Consider the following 19378-nt stretch of genomic DNA (forward strand, 5'->3'; position numbering starts at 1 on the left):
GGGCGTCAGCGAACCGCCCCGCCTCCCCGCCGTCAAGGGCACAGCCCGGGTCCCACTGCCGTCACCGCAGGTCAACACGGTTCATACGGAGGGGATTTGGGCCCTGATAGGCCTGCGGGCCCACAGCCTCCCACCCGACCGCCGGGCCCTTGACAGGTCCGCACGCCACCCGCGAACGTTGAGAGCGCTCTCAGTCAGGCTCTCGCACCCGCGCTCAGGCGCTCGCATCCGCGTCGCCGCGCACCCGCCAGGAGGACCTCCATGCCCCCTTCCCGCCGGCTCGCCGGAGCCGTAACGCTGGGACTGGCCGCCCTGCTCGCCCTGGGGCAGACCGCGACGGCCGCCCAGCCCGTGCAACGGGACACCGACCGGCCCGCGTCCACCGCCCCGGGAGCCGCCGGCGACTTCTCGGCGCTCGGCCGCTCGCTGGTGGGCGGGGCCGATCCGACCGTCATCAAGGTCGGCAGCCTCTACGTCTCCGCCAAGGCGGTGGACGGCGGCATCGCGGTCCGGACGGCGTCCACGGCGGAAGGCGTCGCCACGGCCCCCAAGCACCAGGTGTGGCGCGACACCGGGAACCTGGGCGAGGTGTGGGCCCCGGAGATCGTGCACCACGCGGGTCAGTACCGCATCTACTTCGCCGCCGGGCGGGGCGCGGCCCACCGGATGTACCACATCGGCTCCGCCACCCCGACGTCCGGCTACTCCGCGGCCGTCAAGGTGTCCCTGCCCGGTGACAAGTGGGCGATCGACGGGGTCCCCTTCACCTTCAACGGCCAGCGCTGGTTCGTCTGGTCGGGCTGGTCCGGCGACACCAACGTCGAGCAGAACCTCTATATCGCCCGGATGAGCAGCCCCACCGCGGCCACCGGCGGCCGGTACGTCATCTCGCAGCCGCGCGAGCCGTGGGAGCGGGTCGTCGGCAACCCGTACATCAACGAGGCCCCCCAGCCCATCGTCGACCCGCAGGGCCGGCTGCACGTCGTCTACTCCGCCAACGGGAGCTGGAGCAGCAAGTACTGCATCGCCGACCTGAGGCTCAGGGCGGGCGGCGATCCCACCTACGTCTGGGACTGGTACAAGAGCAACGGCTGCCTCTTCGGCTCGCACGCGCCGTCCATGATGTCCGGCTGGACGCCGACGGTGAACGTGGACGGACCCGGCCACCAGACGTTCGTCCTGCCGCAGGGCGACGTCAACGAGGGCCCCCCGTCGGGCAACCGCTTCCCCACGCTGTACCACGCGGTCGCCAAGGGCACCCCGTACACCTGGTCCAACCGCCACTGGTACTCCGGGACGGCGGTCTGGTGGGGCAGCACCACCTACCGGCGCGCCAACGTCCCCGGCAGCCTCACCGACGTGGGCCACAGCCTGAAGTTCTTCGAGTGACCGGCGCGGCCTCCCCGGGGCCGCAGGCAAGAATGGGGTCCGACCTCGCGGCCGGACCCCTCTCGCTTTCCCCCTGTCGGGCCTTCCCGTTCCCCCCGGACCCCTCCCCGGAAGTCCCGACGCCATGTGTGACCCGGAAGGGCACACGAAGGTTGCAGCCCTTGACGATCTCTTTACCTTCGGGCTCCGTCAGGGCTCTCAGCAGGCATGTTGCCCGTAGCGGGCCGCCACCTCCGCCAGCACCTCCGCCCCGTCCCTGGCCCACAGCTCCTCGTTGAAGATCTCCACCTCGATCGGGCCGTCGTAGCCCGCAGCCTCCACCGCCGTACGGAACGCGCGGAAGTCCACGCTGCCGTCGCCCAGTTGGCCCCGGCCGAGCAGGACGCCCGCCGGGAGCGGGGTGATCCAGTCGGCCAACTGGAAGGCGCGGATACGGCCGCCCGCCCCGGCCCGGGCGATCTCGGCGGGGGCCCGGTCGTCCCACCAGAGGTGGTACGTGTCGACGACCACGCCGACCCGCTCGGCCGGGAAGCGCTCCGCGAGGTCCAGGGCCTGGGCCAGGGTCGAGACCACGCAGCGGTCGGACGCGAACATGGGGTGCAGCGGCTCGATCGCCAGACGTACGCCCCGCTCCGCCGCGTACGGGGCGAGTTCGGCCAGCGCCTCGGCCACCCGCTCCCGGGCGCCGGACAGGTCGCGGCTGCCGGGCGGGAGACCGCCGGAGACGAGGACCAGGGTGTCCGTGGCGACGGCCGCCGCCTCGTCCACCGCCCGGCGGTTGTCGTCCAGGGCGCGGGCCCGCTCGGCCGGGTCCAGAGCGGTGAGGAAGCCGCCCCGGCAGAGGCTGGTGACCGTGAGGCCGGCGTCCGAGAGGAGCCTCGCCGTGCGCTCGACGCCGTACGCCTGGATCGGCGCCCGCCACAGGCCGACCTGGCCGATCCCCGCCTTGACGCACCCCTCCGCCAGCTCGGGCAGCGACCACTGCTTGATCGTCTCCTGGTTGATCGAGAGACGCGCGAGGGAGGCGGTGGGGGTGGGGCTGGGTTCGGGGGTGGGGGTTTGCGCTGTTGTCATGCCGTTCCTCCCTGTACCTCAAGCAGGGTCCGCATACGGTGCGCCGCCAGCTCCGGATCCGGGAACAGGCCCAGTCCGTCCGCCAGTTGGTATGCCCTCGCCAGATGCGGCAGCGAGCGCGCCGACTGGAGGCCGCCCACCATCGTGAAGTGGTCCTGGTGGCCCGCCAGCCAGGCCAGGAGGACGACGCCCGTCTTGTAGAAGCGGGTCGGCGGCTGGAACAGGTGGCGGGAGAGTTCGACCGTGGGGTCGAGGAGGCTCCGGAAGCCGTCCACGTCACCCGTGTCGAGTACGCGTACCGCGTGTGCCGCCAGGGGGCCGAGCGGGTCGAAGATGCCCAACAGGGCATGGCTGAAGCCCTGTTCGTCGCCCGCGATCAGCTCGGGGTAGTGGAAGTCGTCGCCCGTGTAGCAGCGCACACCGGACGGCAGGCGGCGGCGTACGTCGATCTCGCGGTCCGCGTCCAGCAGGGAGATCTTGACGCCGTCCACCTTGTCCGGGTGTTCGGCGATCACCTTCAGGAACGTGTCCGTCGCCTCGTCCAGGTCCGCGCTCCCCCAGTAGCCCTCCAGCGCCGGGTCGAACATCGGGCCCAGCCAGTGCAGGATCACCGGCTCCCCCGACTGGCGCAGGAGGTGGGCGTAGGTCGCGAGGTAGTCCTCGGGGCCCCTCGCCGCGCGGGCCAGGGCGCGCGACGCCATCAGGATCGGCTGTACGTCGTTCGCCTCGGCCAGCGTCAGCTGCTCCTCGTACGCCGACGCCACCGCCGCCAGGGTCGGTTCGGAAGTCGGCGGCAGTTGGTCCGTGCCCACCCCGCAGGCGATCCGGCCGCCCACCGCCCGCGCCTCCGCCGCCGAGCGGCGGATCAGCTCAGCCGCGCCCGGCCAGTCCAGGCCCATCCCCCGCTGGGCCGTGTCCATCGCCTCCGCCACGCCCAGACCGTGCGACCAGAGGTGACGGCGGAAGGCGAGCGTGGACTCCCAGTCGACGGCCGCCGGGCCGTCCGGTCCGGTGTCCGCGTACGGGTCCGCGACCACATGGGCCGCCGAGTAGACCGTACGGGAGGTGAGCGGCCCGCCCCCGGCGGGCAGCTCCAGCGGGGTGGCACGCGGGGTGTACGGGCCCTGCGGCAGCGGTACCGGTGCCGATGCCGATGCCGATGCCGATGCCGTCACAGCGTCAGCTCCGGGACGTCGAGGCGGCGGCCCTCCGCCGACGACTTCAGCCCCAGCTCGGCGAGTTGGACGCCCCGCGCCCCGGCGAGCAGGTCCCAGGTGTACGGCTCGTCGAGCACCACATGGCGCAGGAACAGCTCCCACTGCGCCTTGAAGCCGTTGTCGAACTCCTGGTTGTCCGGGATCTCCTGCCACTGGTCGCGGAACGGCTCGGTGACCGGCAGGTCCGGGTTCCAGACCGGCTTGGGGGTCGAAGAGCGGTGCTGTACGCGGCAGTTGCGCAGCCCGGCGACGGCGGAGCCGTGGGTGCCGTCCACCTGGAACTCCACCAGCTCGTCCCGGTTGACCCGGACCGCCCAGGAGGAGTTGATCTGCGCGACCGCCCCGCCCGCCAGCTGGAAGATCCCGTACGCGGCGTCGTCGGCGGTCGCCTCGTACGGCTCGCCGCGCTCGTCCCAGCGGCGCGGGACGTGCGTGTGCACCTGGGCCGTCACGGAGGTGACCCGGCCGAACAGCTCGTGGAGCACGTACTCCCAGTGCGGGAACATGTCGACGACGATGCCGCCGCCGTCCTCCGCCCGGTAGTTCCACGAGGGGCGCTGGGCCTCCTGCCAGTCGCCCTCGAAGACCCAGTAGCCGAACTCCCCCCGGATGGAGAGGATTTCACCGAAGAAGCCGCCGTCGATCAGGCGCTTCAGCTTGAGCAGGCCCGGCAGGAAGATCTTGTCCTGGACCACGCCGTGCTTGATGCCCGCCTCGCGCGCCAGCCGGGCCAGGTCGAGGGCGCCCTCGACGTCCGTCGCCGTGGGCTTCTCCGTATAGATGTGCTTGCCGGCCGCCACGGCCTTCTTGACCGACTCCACCCGGGCCGAGGTGACCTGGGCGTCGAAGTAGATCTCCACCGTGTCGTCCGCGAGCACCGCGTCCAGGTCCGTGGACCACTCGGTCAGACCGTGGAGCGCCGCCATCTCCTCCAGGGCGTGGGCGCGGCGGCCGACGAGGACGGGCTCCGGCCAGAGGACCTCCCCGCCGCCGAGGTCCAGGCCGCCCTGCTCGCGGATCGCGAGGATCGAACGCACCAGATGCTGCCGGTATCCCATGCGACCCGTGACGCCGTTCATGGCGATGCGCACTGTCCTGCGTGTCACGAAGTTCCCTCCATACAGCCGTAGCAAGCGCTTTCTATACGAGATGACGCTAGCCTGCGGACAGCGGCCGGACAAGAGGGGCGCCGCACGTGACCTCACGGAGGAAAGCGATGACAGTCACCCTGGCGGACGTGGCGGCCCGCGCCCGGGTGTCCCCGGCCACCGTCTCCCGTGTGCTGAACGGCAACTACCCGGTCGCCGCCTCGACCCGGGAGCGGGTCCTGCGCGCGGTCGACGACCTCGACTACGTGCTCAACGGGCCCGCCAGCTCGCTGGCCGCCGCCACCTCCGACCTCGTCGGCATCCTGGTCAACGACATCGCGGATCCCTTCTTCGGGATCATGGCCGGGGCCGCGCAGACCCAGATCGGCGGGCCAGGGGACGGCACCGGGCGGGCGGGCGGCGAGAAGCTGGCCGTCATCTGCAACACCGGCGGCTCCCCCGAGCGCGAGCTGACCTATCTCACCCTCCTCCAGCGCCAGCGGGCCGCCGCCGTCGTCCTCACCGGCGGCGCGATCGAGGACCCCGACCACCAGACCGCCATGGCCGCGAAGCTGGCCAAGCTGGCGGACGCGGGCACCCGGATCGTCTTCTGCGGGCGCCCCCCGCTCCCCGGGGGGGACGCGCTCGTCGCCGCGCTCGCCTTCGACAACCGGGGCGGCGGGCGGCGGCTGACCGAGCACCTGATCTCGCTGGGCCACCGCAGGATCGGCTACGTCGCCGGGCCCCCCGAACGCACCACCACCCGCCACCGGCTGGAGGGCCACCGCGAGGCGCTGCGGGGCGCGGGACTGGACGGCGGGGACGGCGAGGGCGTGGGCGGGGACGGCGGGCGGCTCACCGTGCACGGCCCCTACGACCGGCGCTCCGGCTACGAGGCCACCCTCGACATACTGCGCCGGGAGCCCGGCATCACCGCCGTCGTCGCCGCCAACGACACCGTCGCGCTGGGCGCCTGCGCCGCCGTACGGGACCAGGGGCTGCGCATCCCGCAGGACATCTCGGTGGCCGGCTTCGACGACCTGCCGTTCTCGGTGGACGCCGTGCCCGCGCTGACCACCGTACGGCTGCCGCTCTTCGAGGCGGGGGCGCGGGCCGGGCGGCTCGCGATGGGCAAGGAGAACCCGCCGCCCGGCGGAATCGCCACCATCGCCGCCGAGTTGATGATCCGGGGGTCGACGGCCCCGCCCCGCGTGGAGTGAGCCCGCACCGCCTGGAGTGAGCCCGCACCGCGTGGAGTGAGCCCGCACCGGACCCGGTGAGACCGGCCCGGCCCCGGGGCGCGCCCGGCGGACCCCGGCCAGGCACGCGGCCCCCGGCGCGCGCCAGGACCGCGGCGCCCGGCGCCCGGCGCCCGGACCGTGCGGTCCTGATCCGCCGGACATGCCCTGGTGAGAGCGTACGGAACCCCCGGGCTGCGCGCCGACGGGCGAAAGATGGGGGCAACTCCCCCATGCGCCGCGGGAGTCACCACCGCCAGGATGGTCGCAGGCGGTCCGGTGGGCCGCTCCCGACCTGGGAGGTGCGGTGGAGAAGGAACTGATCGGCAGCGGCGGTACGGGGGCTGCTGCCCGTCCCGTTCCCCCGGCCGTCACCGTGAACGGGTCCACCGCGGTGGTGCACATGAACGGGACCGGCGGTGCGCACCCCGTGGGTGGGGCCGCCCGTGCCGCCGGTACCGTCCGCCCCGGCGCGTCGCCCAGGACCGCCACCGACAACTCCCCCCGCAGCGGACCCTGGTGGCTGGGCGGAGTCGTCGGGGAGCCGCCCGTGGGCGAGCCCGACTGGGTGGTCTTCGTCCAGGGGGTCATCGCCGACGCGCCGCCCGTGGTGGCCGTCCCCGAGCGGAAGTACCCCGGGCTCACCGGCTTCGCCCTCGTCGTGGCGCCGTTCGCCGAGCGGGCCGCCGCCCGGCTGCTCACCTCCCCGTCGAACAACGCCGTACGGGCCGGGACCGCCGTCGGGCTCGCCCCCGTACTGGACGACTTCCGGTCCCAGCTGACCACGCGGCTGGCCCGGCTCGCGGCGCGGACGCTGGTGCTGGAGCTGCACAAGGCGCGGCGGGCCGGGCGGCTGGCCGGCGAGGGGCCCGGGGAACGGTTCCGGGACTTCCTGCGGCTGACGGCCGGACGGGACGGGCTCGCGGCCTTCCTCACCGCCTATCCCGTGCTGGCCCACATCCTGGCCCGGACGAGCCTGAGCGCGGCCGACGCACTGACGGAGATGCTCGGCCGACTGGCCGACGACCGGGAACTGCTGGCCGCCTCCGGGGTGCTGGGCGACCGGGGTCCCACGGCCGGATCGCTGGGTGCCGGGCCGGGTCCCGGAGCGCTGACCGGGGTCGACACGGGGGCCGGCGACAGCCACCGCGGGGGCCGCTCGGTGATGCTGCTGCGCTTCAACGACGGCACCCGGCTGGTCTACAAGCCGCGCCCGCTCTCGGCGCACCGGCACTTCAACTCCCTGGTGGAATGGTTCGGTTCGCTGCCGGGCACACCGTCCCTGCGGGCGCTGCGGGTGCTGGACCGGGGCGAGTACGGGTGGGTGGAGTTCGTGGCGGAGCGGCCCTGCTCCTCCCCGGCGGAGACCCATCTCTTCTACCGGCGCCAGGGCGCGCTGCTGGCCCTGCTCCATCTGCTGGACGGCACCGATCTGCACCAGGAGAACCTGATCGCCTGCGGGCCGCATCCGGTCCTGGTGGACGTGGAGACCCTGTTCCACCCGCCGCTCACCCAGGCGCACTCCGCCGACCCCGCCGCCCGCGCCCTGCACGCCTCGGCCTACCGGGTCGGCCTGCTGCCCCAGCTGCTGGTCGGGGACTCGGCCGCGCTCGACGTCTCCGCGATCGGCGGCGGCCGGGCCGCCCCCTCCCCCATCGAGACCGCCGACTGGGCCGACGCGGGCCTGGACACCATGCGGCTGGTACGGCGTTCCGCGCGGTTCACCGAGTCCGCCAACCGGCCCCGGCTGGAAGGGGTTCCGGCCGATCCGTCCACGTACACCGACGCCCTGTGCGAGGGCTTCCGCGTCGGCTACACCGCCGTCAGCGAGTACCGCGACGAACTGCTCGGCAAGCGCGGCCTGCTGACCGACTTCGCCCGGGACGAGGTCCGGGTGGTCTCCCGGCCGACCTGGACCTACACCACCCTGCTCGACGAGTCGACCCACCCCGATCTGATGCGGGACGCGGCCGAGCGCCACCAGGTCCTCTCCCTGCTCCGCACCCCCACCCTGGGCACCCCCGCGCTGCCCGGTCTGGAGGAGGAGGAGATCGAGGAGCTGTGGGCCGGTGACGTGCCGGTCTTCCTCACCCGGCCCGGCTCCGCGGAGCTGTGGAGCGGCACCGGCCGCGGGGTGCCCGCCACGCCGGGGCCCACCGGCCTGGAGCGGGTCGAGGCGAAGGTCCGGGCCATGGACTCCGTCGACCGCCAGGACCAGGAGCGGATCATCCGGGCCGCGATGGTCTCCACCTCCGCCGAGCCGCCGCACCGCTCGGAGGGCGGGGCGCGGGCCCGGACGGCGGCGACGGCCCCCGAGCCCGAACACCTCCTCTCCGCCGCGCGGTCGGTGGGCGACCAGCTCGTCTCGCTCGCCTACCGGCACGAGCACCGCACCAACTGGATCGGCCTGGAACTGCTGGGCGAGCGGTACTGGCGGCTCGCCCCGATGGCGGCCGACCTCGCGAGCGGCTACACCGGTCCCGCCCTCTACCTGGCGCAGCTGGCCGCCCTCACCGGGGCCGAGCGGTACGCCGAGGCGGCCCGGGAGGCGCTGACCCCGGTGCCGGGGCTGCTGGACGCGCTGCACGGCCGGGTCGACGACCTCGCGGTGCTGGGATCCGGGGCCTTCGCGGGGCTCGGCGGCATCGCGTACGCCCTGGCCGAGGTGGGCGCCCTGCTCGACGACCGTACGGTGACGGAGCTGGTGGGCCCCGCCACCCGGCTGGCCTGCGCGGCGGGCGCCGCCGAGCAGGGGTACGGGGTCCGCGGCGGGGCGGCCGGCGGGCTGGTCTCCCTGCTCACGGTCCACCGCACGACCGGCCGGGCCGAGGCCTGGCGGGGCGCGGAGCGGTGTGCCGAGCGGATCGCGGTGGCCCCGCTCCCGGCGGCCGGCGGCTTCGCCGAAGGGACCGCGGGCATCGGCTGGGCGCTGCTGCGCTTCGCCGCGGCGGGGGGCGGTGAGCAGTACCGTACGGCGGGGCTGCGGGCCCTGCGCCGGGCGACCGTCGAGGTGCCGGACGGCGGAGCCTGGTGCGAGGGGTCCGTCGGGGTGGCCCTCGCGGTCGCGGACAGTCCGGCCGCCCTGGCCGACCCGGACCTGTCGGGCTGGCTGGCGGAGCGCGCCGGTGACCTGGCCGACCGCACCCCGCTCGCCGACGACAGCCTCTGCCACGGCGAGCTGGGCCTGCTCGAACTGCTCGGCCACCCGGCGCTGCCCGGCGACCGCACTCCGTGGGTGCGCCGGGCCGGGACGCTGCTGGCCGCCGCCGACCGGGAGGGGCCGCGCTGCGGGACCCCCGGCCATGTTCCGCACCCGGGGCTGCTCACCGGCCTCTCGGGGATCGGGCACGGACTGCTGCGGGCGGGGTTCCCCGACCGCATCGGCTCCGCGCTGCTGCTCAACCCGTCCCTGGGGGCCGCGTAACGGCCCCCGGGCCGGGACCGCTCCCCCGTACCGCACGCACCACAGCCGACCGTCCGCCCGCCCGCCCCGACGACAGACGACAGACGACAGACGACAGACGACCGACGACCGACCGCTTACTCGACCGAACGTCAGAGACATTCCGTTCCAAGGAGAATGAGGCAGAGATGACGCACATCAGCGAATCGGCGATGCAGGGATCCGGCAACCTCCCCCAGGACGGCGGCTACGACCACCCGGCCGGGCAGATCTCCTTCGGTATCGGCGGTGGGCTGGGCATGCGCAGCAGGCTTCTCAGCGCCTCGGAGGGCGAAGCGGGCAACACCATCGACCTGCCGTGGACCACGATGATTCCGCTTTAACCACGCTCGGCCGGATTGTGGCGCATTGGGGCACTGCCGGATGAGTTTCGACTCCAGTAACCTGCGCCCATGCGAGCCACTTCGCCGGTCATCGTCGGGCGGGACGAGGAGATCGGCCTGCTGAGCAGCGCCCTGGACGCCGTGCGACGGCGTTCGGGGCGCGCCCTGTTCTTCGTCGGCGAGGCGGGGATCGGGAAATCCCGGCTGGTGGGTGAGTGCGCCTACCGGGCCTACGGGCTCGGCATGCCCGTGCTGCGCGGCCGGGCCACCTCGACCGGTCTGGTCGTGCCCTTCCGGCCACTCGTGGAAGCGCTCTCTTCCCGGTTCCGGGCCGCGGGCACCCCGACCGATCCCGAACTGGCCCCCTACCACCCCGCGTTGGCCCGGCTCGTCCCCGAGTGGCGCCAGGAGGCCTCGCCCGGCTATCCGGAGACCGTGGTCGAACTGGCGGAGGCGCTGCTGCGGCTGCTCTCCGTGCTGGGCCGGGAGTCCGGCTGCACGATCCTGCTGGAGGACCTGCACGACAGCGACACGGAGACGATCGCGGTCGTCGAGTACGTCATCGACAACCTCGCGGACCTGCCGATCCTGCTGCTGGGGACGCTCCGCCCGGAGGCGGGGGCCGCACTCGATCTCGTACGCTCCGCCGAGCGCCGACAGGCGGCGGGCGTGAGGGAGTTGAAGCCTCTCGGGGACGACCAGATGCGGGTGCTGACCGGCGCCTGCCTGGAGGCGGCGCCCGAGGAGATACCCCAGGTGGTGCACCAGCGGCTGGCCGAACGGGCGGGCGGCAATCCGTACCTGGTGGAAGTACTGCTGGCGGATCTGCTCGACACCGACCAGTTGCGGCAGTCGGAGGGCGGCTGGGAGGCCGCCGACGATCCCGGCGGGCCGGTCCCCTCGGGGATCGTCCGGAGCTGGGCCCGCCGGCTGGACCGGCTGGACGAGCCGGTCCGGGAGCTGTTACTGGCCGCGGCCACCCTGGGCGGCCAGTTCTCGGTCACCGTGCTCCAGACCGTCACCGGCTTCGAGGACCGGGCCCTCTTCACCCATCTGCGCTCCGCCGTGGAGGCCGGGGTGATCGCCCCGGACGGGGCCGCCCCGGACCGCTACGCCTTCCGCCACTCGCTCACCGCCGAGGCACTGATCTCCTCGCTCGCCCCGGCCGAGCGCGCCTCGCTCGCCCGCCGCGCCGCCGGGGCCGTCGAGCGGTCCGGGCAGCCGCTGGACGAGGACGGACAGCAGCTCGTCGCCTCCCTCCACCTGGCCGCGGGCAACCGGGCCGGGGCCGCGCTGCGGTTCGCGGAGGCCGGGAGACGGATGCTCGCCTCGGGGGCCCACGGTTCGGCCGTGGTGCTGCTGGAGCGAGCCTGCCCCCTGGCCGCCGACGCCGACCGGGCCGCCATCTCCGAGTCGCTGGCGGTCGCGAAGGCCGAGGGCGGCGACCTGGACGCGGCCCTGGAGCTGGCCGACGCGCTGCCGCCGGTGCCCGCGCGGACCGAGGCCGCCGACCGGCGCGGCGAGATCCACATCAGGATCGCGTGGGTCGCCGTGATGGCCGAGCGGGCGGCCGACGCGGCCCGCCAGATCGAGGCCGCCCGCGCCCTGCTCGGCGAGGAGCCCGCCCCCGGCCGCCGGGCCGCGCTCGGGGTGGCCGACGCCCATCTCGCCCTGATGCCGGGCCAGGAGCACCGGTGCCCGTCGGAGACCGAGCGGGCCGCCCGGGAGGCGGCGGAGATCGCGGAGGCCGAGGGGCTGCCCGTGGTCGCCTGCCAGGCCTGGCAGTTGCTGGCGCTGCTGCTGCGCGAGAGCGGGTTCGACGCGGCGGACGCCTGCCTGGAGCGGATGCTCGCGCTCTCCACCGACCACGACCTGCCCGTCTGGCGGGTGGAGGCCCTGGTGCGGCTCGGCGCCAACGCCTTCATGCGGACCGGGGACTCCTCCCGGCTCCGCTCGGCGCGGGCGGCGGCGGTCGAGCTGGGGGCGCTGCTGCTGACCCAGACGGTGGACGGGCTGCTCGCCATGAACGCGGTGCTCTGCGCCCGGTGGGACGAGGCACAGGAGATCATCGACCGTTCGCTGGAGGCCAGCGCCCGGGTCGGCAACCACTCGGCCCACCGCTATCTGCTGCTCTCCACCGCCACCATGGCCGCGCACCGGGGCCGGCGGCGGGACATGGACCGCTCGCTGGCCGCGTTCAAACGGGCGGGCGGTGAGCAATCCCTGCTCGTACCGCACCAGTTGGGGCTGTGCAAGGCGATCGGCGCCCTGCTGGAGGAGGACCACGAGCGCGCTCTCGAGAAGCTGGACGCGGTGCTCGCCTGGGAGCAGGACCACCCCAGCTACTTCTACCTGAGCGGGAGTTACGGGCTGCGCCCCCTGCTGCGGGTACTGACGGGGGCGGCGGACGGGGCGGAGTTCACGGCCGTACGCGGCTCGCCCGGAGCCCAACTCGCATGGAACGGGCAGTTCCTGGAGCTGGCCGAGGCCGTGCTGCTGGGCCGGGACGGCGACCGGTCCGGGGCCGCCCGCCTGGTGGCCTCCTTCGACGCCCGGGCCACCCCCTTCCCGGTCGCCCGCCATCTCGGGCTGCGCCTGGTCGCGGACGCGGCCCGTACCGACGGGTGGGGCGAGCCGGTCGCCTGGCTGCGCCGGGCCGAGGAGTTCTTCTACGGGATCGGGGTGCAGCCGGTCGCCTCCGCCTGCCGGGCCGCGCTGCGGCAGGCCGGGGCCAGCGTCACCCAGCACCGGGGCGGCTGGGACCGCATCCCGCTCTCGCTGCGGACCAGCGGGGTGACCCCGCGCGAGTACGAGGTGTTCGTACTGCTCCCGGAGCGGCCGGGCAACCAGCAGATCGCCCGGCGGCTCTCCATCTCGCCGCGCACGGTGGAGAAGCACATGGCCAGCCTGCTCAGCAAGACGGGCCGGGCGGACCGCTCGGCGCTCTGCGAGTTCGCGGCGGAGTGCGCGGTGGAGGTCGAACCCGCATGAACGGCTGACTCCCCCGTCCCGCACCCCCACAACATGGGGGTGCGGGACGGTTTCGGTCGGGTGTGGGGGCGGAACATGCGGGTACCGCCCCGATGTGCCGGCCACCGTGCGGTAGGGAGCATCAAAGGGTACGTACGGCAGTCTGCCCTTCGTCCCCGCTTCCGGAGGCCCGCTGATGATCCGACCTCCCGCCCGCCCGGTCCCGGCCGGCGCCGTGTACTTCTCGCTGCTCGGCCCGCTCACCGCCGTACGGGACGGCAGGCCGCTCCCGCTCGGTCCCCGCAAACAGCGCATCGTCCTCGCCACCCTGCTCGCCCGGCCCAACACCCCGGTCTCCGTCGACGTGCTGACCGACGCGGTCTGGCCCGACGACCCGCCGAGAACCGCGCGCAAGAACCTCCAGGTCTATGTGAGCGCCGCCCGCACCCTGCTGGGCAGCACCGGCGACGACGACCGCGAGCGGGTGGTCCACGGCTGCGGCGGCTACCGGCTCACCATCGGCGAGGGCGAGTTGGACACCCTGCGCTTCCGGTCCCTGGCCCGCGCCGGGCGGGCCGCCGGTGAGCGCGGCGATCTGCGGGCGGCGGCCCGGCTGCTGCGGGAGGCGCTGGACCTGTGGGAGGGGCCGCCGCTGAACGACCTGCGGGACTCCACCGGGGTGGCGGAGGAGGCCGAGCGGCTGGAGGCCCGCTGTCTGACCGTCTACGAGGACTGGGCCGAGATCGAGACCGAGCTGGGCCGGGGCGCGGCGGCGGTGGACGGCCTGCGCGATCTGGTGGACCGCCACCCGCTGCGGGAGCGGCTGCGGGTGGCCTGGATGAACTCCCTGCACCAGTCCGGGCGGCAGGCCGAGGCGCTGGCGGTGTACGACGACTACCGGCAGCTGCTGGCCCGGGAGCTGGGGCTGGAGCCGAGCCCGGCGATGGCCGCCCTGTACAAGGTGATGCTGGGGCGGGGCCGCACCCACCGGCCTCCGACGGGCGGGCGGGAGAGCTCACGCGGTACGGCCCTGCCCGCCGCGCCGCGCCATTTCACCGGCCGCCGTGAGGAACTGCGCGAGTTATTGGGGCTGTTGGGCGCCGCGGACGAGCGGGTGGCGGTCGTCTCGGGTCCTGCGGGGTCCGGCAAGTCGGCCCTGGCACTGCGGGCCGCCCATCTGCTCGGCGACAGCTTCCCCGACGGGCGCTTCCACGTCGGGGTCCGCCGGGAGGACGGCTCCGCCCGTACGCCCGCCGAAGTCCTGGACGAACTGGCCCGGTTGTGCGGGGTCCGGGTCCCGGGGAGCGTCCCGGGGGTGACGGGCGGCTCCGGAGGCGTGCCGGGAGGCGCTGCGGGCGTCGTTCCGGCGGTGGGGGTCGCGGTGGCGGTGTCGCAGGGGGCGGAGGACGCCTGGCAGGAGTGGCTGTCGCTGCACCGGGCGTTGATCGTCCTCGACGACGTACCGGACGAGGCGTCCGTACGGGGGCTGCTGCCCCGGTCCTCCGGCCCGTCCTCGGTGGTGCTCACCGCGCGCGGCCAGCTGCCGGGCCTCGCCCCCGTGCACCGGATCGCCCTCGCCGCCCTGGCGGACGCCGAGGCGCTGGAGCTGCTGGGCAAGCTGATCGGGCCCGGCCGGCTGCGGACCGACCCGGCGGCGGCCCTGCGGATCGTCCGGGCCTGCGGGGCGCTGCCGCTGGCGGTCTGGGTGAGCGGGATGCGGCTCGCGGTGCTGCGCCATCTGCCGCTGGCGGAGTTCGCGGACCGGCTGGACGACCCGTCGGCGGCCCTGGACGAACTGGTCGCCGGGGACGTCTCCGTACGGCGGCGCATGGCGTCGGGCTGGCAGGACCTGGCGGCCGACGACCGGCGGGCGCTGGGGCGGCTGGCCCGGCCCGCGCAGGAGGGCGGCATCACCCTGGACGGGGCGATGGCGGCGCTGGAGTGCGGGGAGCGGGCGGCGATCCGTACGGTCGAGTCGCTGATCGACGCGGGGGCGGTGACCTCTCCGACGGGCGAGGTCACCGCGCACGCCGCCTTCTACGAGGTGCCGCGGCTGCTCTGCCTGTACGCCCGCGAGCGGGTGGGGGCGGCGCAGTAGGGCGGGGGTGCGCAGTGGGGTGGGGGCGCGTAGTGGGGTGGGGAAGGGGGCGGGACGGGGAAGGGGCCGGGACGGGGAAGGGGCCGGGACGGGGAAGGGGGCGGGACGGGGAAGGGGCCGGGACGGGGAAGGGGCCGGGACGGGGAAGGGGCCGGGACGGGGAAGGGGCCGGGACGGGGAAGGGGCCGGGACGGGGAAGGGGCCGGGACGGGGAAGGGGCCGGGACCGCGCGGGCCGGGCCCCGCCGGTCCCGGCCCCGGTCTTGGTCCGGCCCCGGTCTTGGTCCGGCCCCGGTCCTGGTCCGGCCCCGGTCCTGGTCCGGCCCCGTGGCCGGTCCGTCACCCCAGGGTGAGCAGTTCCAGCAGGCCGGGGGTCCCGTCCGTCTCCGGCCTGGCCGTGCCCGCCGTGCCCGCCGTGCCCGCCATGCCCGCCCCCGTACCGCCTCCGGAGAGGAAGTGCAGGGCCAGCAGCAGCCCCGCCGCGCCCGTCGCCAGGTCGGCGGAGCAGCGGCGCAGCCGGGCGCCCGGGACCAGCAGCCGGTCCTCCTCGGCGAGCAGATGCCAGGACAGGTTCCGTACGGAGGCGAGGATGTCGGGGGCCAGGCGGCCCTCGGGCGACAGCTGGCCCGCCGTAGCCATGAGCCCCGCCCGGCCGGTGAACAGCCCCGGCTCGCGGATGAATTCGAGCGTGCAGCCCCGCCGGACCCCGGGCAGCAGGGCCGCCAGCGACGGGGCGGCGCGGCGGGCCAGATACGCCTGGGCCACCAGCGCGACGCCGCCACTGCCCTGGTCCAGGTAGAGCAGATGGCGTCGGCCGTCCTTCACCTGGACCGTGCCACCCGGCATCGCCACACAGTGCCCCGCCTCCCGCTCCAGCGCCCGGCCGGCGGCCCGCAGATGGCGGTCTTCACCGGTGAGGGCGTGGAGTTCGAGGTGGAGCAGGGCGGCGCCGCTGAGCCCGCGCAGCAGCCCGGCCGAGGCAGGTGCTGCCAGCCCCGGTACGGATTCGCCGCGGACCAGGCGGTCCAGGTCGTGGGCGGTGCGCAGGGCCAGCTCGACGAGATCGTGGTCGACCTTGGCATCGGGATCGGCCGCGGCGACCGGGCCGGCCGCGGCGGCGGGACCCGCGCTCCCCCGGCCCGCCGGCCGGGCCAGGCGCAGGGCGGCGAGGGCGATGCCCGCGCGGCCGTTGAGCAGGTCGGCCGAGGCGGACGGCGGTGCGGCGGCGGCCCGTTCGAAGAGTTCCCGCCCCTCGTCGGCGCGGCCGAGCAGGGAGAGGACGACCGCCGTGCCCGGCAGCCCGCCGTAGAGTCCGCCGGGCGCGGCCGGGTCACGGCGGCGGGCGGCGTCGGAGAGCCAGTCGGTCCAGGCGGGGTCCACGGGGGCACCGACGCGGTGCAGGGCGTACAGCACCCCGGCGGCCCCGTGCGCCAGGTCGCCGCCGCCGGTCGCGAAGGCCTGCGGGTCGCCGGGGAAGAGGCGGTCGGTGCGCTCGGGGGTCGCCCCGGCGTGGATGCCCGCGATCAGCCGGGTCCGCAGCTCCGCCCAGTCGGGGACGGGCCCGTCGAGCAGCGCGGCGATCTCGCCCTCGCCGCCGAGGCGGTCCTCCGCGGCCCGCAGCGCGGCGGGCCGGATGGGGCCCGCGTCGGCCGCCAGGCGGTACCGCCTGCGGGCCCACCGCTCCAGGGTCACCGCCTTGGCCCGGTCGTGCCCGGCCATCTCCATGATCGGCATCAGCATGTAGAGCCAGGTCGCCCAGAGCGCGTAGGCGTCGGACTCGGCGCCGGGCGTCCCGGTGGGTGCCTGGAGGCCCGGTGCACCGGCGACCGGGGTGTCCTGGTCGTCGAGGTCGGTGGCGTACTCGAAGTCGACGAGGACCAGCCGGCCGTCGGGGCGGATGATGACGTTGGTGGGGTGGAGGTCGCCGAAGCGGAACCCGCGGGCGTGGATCGCCGCCAGCGCCTGGGCGAGCCGCTCGGCCACGGAGTCCACCCAGGCGGTGTAGGTGGCGAGTTCGGCGTCCGTGCCCTCCCCGTGGAGGAGGGCGAAGCGGGCGACGATCTCCTCCAGGAGGGTGGACCCCTCGATGTGCTCCTCGATCAGGAAGTGGTGCTCCCACACGCTCCGTACGCCGTGGACCTCGGGCACGCAGTCCAGCCCGGCCAGCGCGGTCAGCGCCCGGTACTCGCGGTGCAGCCGGGTCACCGCGTCATGTCCCACCGCGTCCAGCCCGCTGTGCGGCCGCGCCTCGCGGAGCACCACCTGCCGGCCGGTCTCGCGGTGCCGGGCCCGGTAGATCCCGCCCGCGTTGGAGAACTGGAGGGACTCCGTGACCGTGTACGGGAACGTGGTGTCCCCGGCGGCGGCGCGGGCCGCGAGGTGCGGGCGCAGCGGTTCGGGGACGGTGACCCACGGCGGCACCCGGAAGACCACGCCCCGCTCGTCGGGGACGAGTTCACCGGACGGGTGGCGCAGGGCCGGGACCCGCTCCCCGTCGGCGTCCAGGCACCAGCGGGCGACGAAGGCCCCGTACCGTACGTAGACCGGGGCGTCCCCGATCCGCAGATCGCTGAGGATGTACGGGCCACGGCGTCCGGTGAGCGCCGGGCACAGCTCGTCCAGCACCCGCAGGAAGACGGTCTCGTCCGGCGGGTAGAGCGTGAGGAACTTCCCGGCGCCGGAGCGGGCCATGTACTTGTCGGACATCAGCAGGAGCGCCTGCTCGCTGCGGAGGAACTTGAACGGTACGCCGTGGGCGAGGCAGATCCGGGCGGTGTCGCGCAGGGTCGCCTCGGCCTCCTCCGGGACGGTGGAGATGTGGATCTTCCAGCCCTGCTCGGCGATTTCGCGGTCCTCGGGGAGCAGCGAGGTCCACAGCCCGTTCCGGACCCGGCGCCTGCCCTCGGGGGGCGGGGCGGAGTCCAGGGGGTAGCGGGTCTCCTCGTCGCGGAGGCGGGCCGGGGTCTCGTAGTAGGTGGGGTCGGCGAGGCAGTAGAGCTGGGTCTGCTGGATACCGGAGACGGACACGGTGGCTCTCCTCAGTGCGCGCCGGGACCGGCGGGGTCGGGGGCGGGGCGGGACGTTCCGGCGGGCTCCGGTTCGGGCTTCGGGTCGGGATTCAGGTCCGGCAGCCGCTCCGCTTCCGGCTCCGTGGGCGGTGGGATGGCCGCCGCGCCCGCCCGTACCGAGGGGGCGAGCGTCACCACGGCCGCCGAGACGGCCAGCACACAGCCGATGGTGCCGAAGGCGATACGGCTGCCGAGCAGCGTCAGCAGGGCCCCGCCCGCGAGCGGCCCGAACGGCTGGACCATCGAGGAGAGGAAGCCCGCCGCGCTCTGCACCCGGCCGATCCGGTCCTCCGGGGTGACGATCAGCAGCGTGGAGAGGAAGCCGATGCTGGCGACCGTCGAGAGGCACATGCAGATCGCGCAGAGCAGCCCGGCCAGCAGCGCGCTGCTCAGCCAGGCCAGCGCGGCGGCCGTCAGGACGCAGGCCCAGCAGGTGGCGACGATCAGGGCGCGGGCGTGGCGGTCCGGGGCGATGCGGGGCGCGATCAGCGCCCCGGCGAGCGAGCCGGCCGAGACGCAGGTGAGGACGAAGCCGCCGCCGAGGCCGGAGGCGCCGTTGTCGGAGAAGACGGCGAGCGCCGTGAAGGTGAGGGCGCCGAAGGCGAAGTTCATGCCGAGGCCGAAGACGAGCAACACGGTCCGCAGATAAGGCAGTTGCCAGAGGAAGGCGAGCCCGGCGGTGAGTTCGCGGCGGCTGAAGACCGAACCGGCCCGGCTCCTCGCCTCGGAGCGGGTGCGCACGAGCGCCACGCAGACGGTCGAGAGGAGCAGTCCGAGGAACTGGGCCGCGAAGGGCAGGGCCTCGTGGATGCCGAACAGCCCGCCGCCGACGAGCGGGCCGACCATCTTGACCGTGGAGGTACGGGCCTGGAGCCGTGCGGTGGCCGTGCCCATCTGGTCCGGCGGGACGACCGCCCGCATCAGGCCGAAGGCGGCGGGGCCGTAGACGCTGCTCAGCACGGCTCCCGAGGTCGCGACCAGCAGCACGAGCACCATGGGGGCGTGTCCGTACCAGACCGCGATGGTCAGGGCCGTGACGGCGGCGAGGCTTCCGGCGTCGCAGAGCCGCATCAGCCGACGGCGCTCGACCCGGTCGGCCATGACCCCGCCCGGCAGCATCGTCACCAGCAGGGCGCAGACGGAGACCGTCCCCACCGCACCGGCCTGCACGGCGGAGCCGGTCATCTTGAGGACCAGCAGGGGCAGGGCGAGGGCGCTCATCTGGCTGCCCAGAACGGCGAAGAGGCCGCTCAACCAGAGCAGCCGGAAATCCCGGTTGGAGCGGAGCGGCGTGGCCATCGGGGGCTCCCGTTGTTCGTCGGGTCGTCGGCTGTGCGCGGGGGTGGCGGGCGGGTTCCGGTCCCGTAGGGGAGGAAGAGGGCCGGGCCCCGTACGCCGGTCGGGCGGTTGCCGGGCCCGTACGCGGGGCGGGGCGGTTGCCGGGCCCTTAC

General features: G+C 74.8%; 11 protein-coding genes. 6 read left to right on the top strand and 5 right to left on the bottom strand.

Features of this window, described 5'->3' with window-relative positions:
• Positions 1 to 429: 429 nt before the first annotated feature.
• Positions 430 to 1389, top strand: a complete 960-nt coding sequence (locus ACQ9ZG_RS10400; RefSeq protein WP_109916704.1) for a glycoside hydrolase family 43 protein — start codon at positions 430 to 432, stop codon at positions 1387 to 1389.
• A gap of 198 nt (positions 1390 to 1587) precedes the next feature.
• Here ACQ9ZG_RS10400 and ACQ9ZG_RS10405 read toward each other — a convergent pair whose 3' ends face one another.
• From ACQ9ZG_RS10405 to ACQ9ZG_RS10415, 3 genes are read right to left on the bottom strand one after another with little or no spacing between them, the layout of a single operon-like run.
• On the bottom strand, positions 1588 to 2463 hold the full coding sequence (locus ACQ9ZG_RS10405) for a sugar phosphate isomerase/epimerase family protein (RefSeq protein WP_499280341.1): 876 nt from the start codon (positions 2461 to 2463) through the stop codon (positions 1588 to 1590).
• On the bottom strand, positions 2460 to 3638 hold the full coding sequence (locus ACQ9ZG_RS10410) for a dihydrodipicolinate synthase family protein (RefSeq protein WP_109917218.1): 1179 nt from the start codon (positions 3636 to 3638) through the stop codon (positions 2460 to 2462). The genes ACQ9ZG_RS10405 and ACQ9ZG_RS10410 overlap by 4 nt, the downstream gene beginning before the upstream one ends.
• Positions 3635 to 4786 (bottom strand): Gfo/Idh/MocA family protein, encoded by a 1152-nt coding sequence (locus ACQ9ZG_RS10415; RefSeq protein WP_028418518.1) that lies wholly within the window; start codon positions 4784 to 4786, stop codon positions 3635 to 3637. Before ACQ9ZG_RS10415 ends, ACQ9ZG_RS10410 begins: the two co-directional genes overlap by 4 nt.
• Before the next feature lie 110 nt (positions 4787 to 4896).
• On the opposite strand from ACQ9ZG_RS10415, the gene ACQ9ZG_RS10420 reads away from it, so the two are divergent.
• The 5 genes from ACQ9ZG_RS10420 (at position 4897) to ACQ9ZG_RS10440 (ending at position 14860) form a co-directional block, all read left to right on the top strand.
• On the top strand, positions 4897 to 5988 hold the full coding sequence (locus ACQ9ZG_RS10420; protein ID WP_499280342.1) for a LacI family DNA-binding transcriptional regulator: 1092 nt from the start codon (positions 4897 to 4899) through the stop codon (positions 5986 to 5988).
• Positions 5989 to 6313: 325 nt separating this feature from the next.
• Positions 6314 to 9430, top strand: a complete 3117-nt coding sequence (locus tag ACQ9ZG_RS10425) for a type 2 lanthipeptide synthetase LanM family protein (RefSeq protein WP_499280344.1) — start codon at positions 6314 to 6316, stop codon at positions 9428 to 9430.
• Between the two features lie 167 nt (positions 9431 to 9597).
• On the top strand, positions 9598 to 9792 hold the full coding sequence (locus ACQ9ZG_RS10430; protein ID WP_018488913.1) for a hypothetical protein: 195 nt from the start codon (positions 9598 to 9600) through the stop codon (positions 9790 to 9792).
• Between the two features lie 69 nt (positions 9793 to 9861).
• The gene (locus ACQ9ZG_RS10435; protein WP_499280345.1) at positions 9862 to 12783 is read left to right on the top strand and encodes a helix-turn-helix transcriptional regulator; all 2922 of its coding nucleotides are present in this window, start codon (positions 9862 to 9864) and stop codon (positions 12781 to 12783) included.
• A 175-nt stretch (positions 12784 to 12958) separates the two neighbouring features.
• Positions 12959 to 14860: an AfsR/SARP family transcriptional regulator gene (locus ACQ9ZG_RS10440; RefSeq protein WP_499280347.1), complete on the top strand. Its 1902-nt coding sequence runs from the start codon at positions 12959 to 12961 to the stop codon at positions 14858 to 14860.
• A 338-nt stretch (positions 14861 to 15198) separates the two neighbouring features.
• Here ACQ9ZG_RS10440 and lanKC read toward each other — a convergent pair whose 3' ends face one another.
• Together lanKC and ACQ9ZG_RS10450 are read right to left on the bottom strand one after the other, a co-directional pair.
• A complete protein-coding gene (lanKC, locus tag ACQ9ZG_RS10445; RefSeq protein WP_499280349.1) occupies positions 15199 to 17886 on the bottom strand; it encodes a class III lanthionine synthetase LanKC in 2688 nt (895 codons plus the stop codon).
• An 11-nt stretch (positions 17887 to 17897) separates the two neighbouring features.
• Complete coding sequence (locus ACQ9ZG_RS10450) at positions 17898 to 19226, bottom strand: MFS transporter (RefSeq protein WP_109917320.1); 1329 nt, start codon at positions 19224 to 19226, stop codon at positions 17898 to 17900.
• Positions 19227 to 19378 lie beyond the last annotated feature (152 nt).

The organism is Streptomyces araujoniae, from assembly GCF_050871195.1.
Classification (GTDB): Bacteria; Actinomycetota; Actinomycetes; order Streptomycetales; family Streptomycetaceae; genus Streptomyces; species Streptomyces bacillaris.